Source organism: Inquilinus limosus MP06, assembly GCF_000767795.1.
Classification (GTDB): Bacteria; Pseudomonadota; Alphaproteobacteria; order DSM-16000; family Inquilinaceae; genus Inquilinus; species Inquilinus limosus_E.
In genome coordinates this window covers 1-2,758 of sequence record NZ_JANX01000706.1, presented here as the reverse complement: position 1 = coordinate 2,758, position 2,758 = coordinate 1, and the positions used below count along the sequence as shown (strand labels likewise).

3 protein-coding genes are annotated in these 2,758 nt (G+C 72.4%); 2 read left to right on the top strand and 1 reads right to left on the bottom strand.

The annotated features are described in order from the left end of the window. Both P409_RS31165 and P409_RS31160 read left to right on the top strand, forming a co-directional pair. A partial coding sequence (locus P409_RS31165; RefSeq protein ID WP_034847620.1) for an acyl carrier protein occupies positions 1-425 on the top strand: 425 nt, incomplete at its 5' end. After that, positions 422-1,786: an aminotransferase class I/II-fold pyridoxal phosphate-dependent enzyme gene (locus P409_RS31160; protein ID WP_034847618.1), complete on the top strand. Its 1,365-nt coding sequence runs from the start codon at positions 422-424 to the stop codon at positions 1,784-1,786. The genes P409_RS31165 and P409_RS31160, both read left to right, overlap by 4 nt. A 353-nt stretch (positions 1,787-2,139) precedes the next feature. On the opposite strand, the gene P409_RS31155 is transcribed toward P409_RS31160, so the two are convergent. After that, on the bottom strand, positions 2,140-2,758 hold a 619-nt coding region (locus tag P409_RS31155; protein ID WP_052121607.1), incomplete at its 5' end, for an SDR family NAD(P)-dependent oxidoreductase.

The following is a 2,758-nucleotide window of genomic DNA, read 5'->3' as shown; positions in this document are numbered from 1 at the left end:
CGATGATCGCCGGCCGGACCGATGCCGAGGCCCAGGCGATCGTGACCCAGACCATGCTGGCCGAGATCGGGCGGATTCTGCGCATGCCGCCGGCCGATATCGACGGCGACCGGCCCTTCGCCGAGCTGGGCATGGACTCGCTGATGGGGCTGGAGCTGGACGCGGCGATGCAGGGCCGATACGGCATCGACCTGCCCTTCCTGTCGATCGGCGCCGGGCTGACGCTGAACGAGCTGAGCGGCCGCATCGTCGCCCGGCTGCGCGGCGGCGCCACGGCCCCCGCGCCGGAGGAGACGGCGCCGCCGACCGAGGCGGCGCAACTGCTGGCCAGGCATCTGGAGACCGACCTGGAGGAGGACACAGCCGTGCTGGTGCGCGAGGCCGTCCGTGACCGGGCCAAGACCACCCGCCGGGTGCTGGGATGAGCAAGGGTCGCCTGTCCGACGCCGCGCTGCGGTCGCTGATCGCCGATGTGCGCGGCAAGGCCGCGGCGCCGGTCGAGGTGGCGGCGGCGGAGCCGCGGGCCCAGGGGGCCTACGACACCGCCTTCGAGACCCTGCCGGGCTACGAGACGCTGCGGATGCAGCGCGCCGCAGCCGACCTGCTGGGCGTCGCCAGCCCGTTCTTCCGCACCCATGAGCAGCGGGCCGGGGCGGTGTCGCGGATCGCCGGGCGGGAGGTGGTGAATTTCGCCTCCTACGACTATCTCGGGCTGAACGGCCACCCGGCCGTGGCAGCGGCGGCGAAGGCGGCGATCGACGAATTCGGCACCTCGGTCTCGGCCAGCCGGCTGGTGGCCGGGGAGCGGCCGTTCCATGCGGCGCTGGAGCGGCGGCTGGCGGAGTTCCACGGCGTCGAGGACGCGGTCGTCTTCGTCAGCGGCCACGCCACCAATGTCGCCGCCATCGGCCAGATCACCGGGCCGGCCGACCTGATCCTGCATGACGCGCTGATCCACAACAGCGTGATCACCGGCGCCCAGCTGTCCGGCGCGCAGCGGCGGTCCTTCCCGCACAACGACCTGGACACCCTGGAGGCGATCCTGGCGGCCGAGCGCGACCGCTGGCAGCGCGTGCTGATCGTGGTCGAGAGCCTGTATTCGATGGATGGCGACACCATCGACCTGCCCCGGCTGGTGGCGGTGAAGCAGCGTTTCGGCGCCTGGCTGATGGTGGACGAGGCGCACGGCCTGGGAGTGCTGGGCCCGACCGGGCGCGGCATCGCCGAGGCCGCCGGGATCGACCCGCGCCAGGTCGACATCTGGATGGGGACGATGTCGAAGACCCTGTCCTCCTGCGGCGGCTACATCGCCGGCCCGGCGGCGCTGGTCGAATACCTGAAGCTGATGGCGTCGGGCTTCGTCTACAGCGTCGGCATGCCGGCGCCGGCGACGATGGCGGCGCTGACGGCGCTGGAGCTGGTGATGGCCGGCGCTGATGGAAGGGTGGCCCGGCTGCAGGCCAATTCCCGCCGTTTCCTGGAGCGCGCCCGCACCGCCGGGCTGGACACCGGCCTGGCGGAAGGCCATGCGATCGTCCCGATCATCCTCGGGGATTCACTGCAGGCGGTGCTGCTGTCGAACCGGCTGCTGGAGCGCGGCATCAACGTCTCGCCGATCGTGCATCCGGCGGTGCCGGAGAAATCGGCCCGGCTGCGCTGCTTCATCACCTCCGAGCACACCTCCGACCAGATCGACCGCGCCGTCGCCACGATCGCCGAGGAGCAGGAGGCGCTGCGGCAGGAGGCGCCGGCGGTGGCGCGGCTGGGCGCGGCGGCCAGGGGGTAGGGCCTCACCCGCGAGCATCCACCGTTCGGACTTGCCTTTTTGGCCTCCCCCTCCCGCAAGGGGACTATCGGATTCACACATCTCGGAAGTGAGCTTTTTTAGTCCCCCCTCCCCTTGCGGGAGGGGGGCAGGGGGAGGGGTCTGCGCGCGTCCGCGCGCGAATGAGCAGGGCACCGAACTCATCGTCCGTGCTGGTTTGCAACAGTCTGGGCCGGCTCGAACCGAGAGAACCCCCTCCCCCTACCCCCCTCCCGCAAGGGGAGGGGGGACTCAAAAAGAGACGATGTGTGAATGCCGTAGCGCAAGGGGAGGGGGAGGATGGAAAGGCAGACCGGTTCAAACCCCCATCCGCCCTACAGCGCCGCCGGGGCGTCGATCTCGAAGCGCAGGAAGCGGTCGATGAAGGCGGCGCGCACCGGGCGCGGGGCCAGCCGGCCCAGCCGGATCAGCCAGACCAGAGGCCAGGGGAAGGCCACCATGGCGCGGCCGCGGGCGGCGCCGGCGGCGATGTGACGGGCGGCGCGCTCGGCGCTCCACTGGAACGGCCGGGCGCCGCGGTAGCGGTCGCTCATCCCGGTGGCGATGTAGCCGGGGCAGACGATGGTGACGCGGATGCCCTGCGGCCGCAGCCAGGCCAAGAGCGCCTCGCCCCAGGCCATCAGCCCGGCCTTGGAGGCGGAATAGGCCGGCTGGTCGGCCAGCGGCATCAGGGCCGCCAGCGACGAGATCAGCACGATGCGGCCGGCGCGGCGGGCGCGCATCGGCTCGATCAGCGGCGACACCGTGGCGATCGCGCCTTCCAGGTTGATGCGCAGCTGCGCCAGCACCGCGTCCTCGGGCTCGCTGGCGCGGCCCGGCGCCAGGCTGCCCTCGACCCCGGCATTCGCGATCACCACCGCCACCGGGTGGCGCGCGTCGAAGCCGCGCAGGAAGCCGCCGAGCCGGGCGCCGTCGCGCACGTCGATCGCCGCC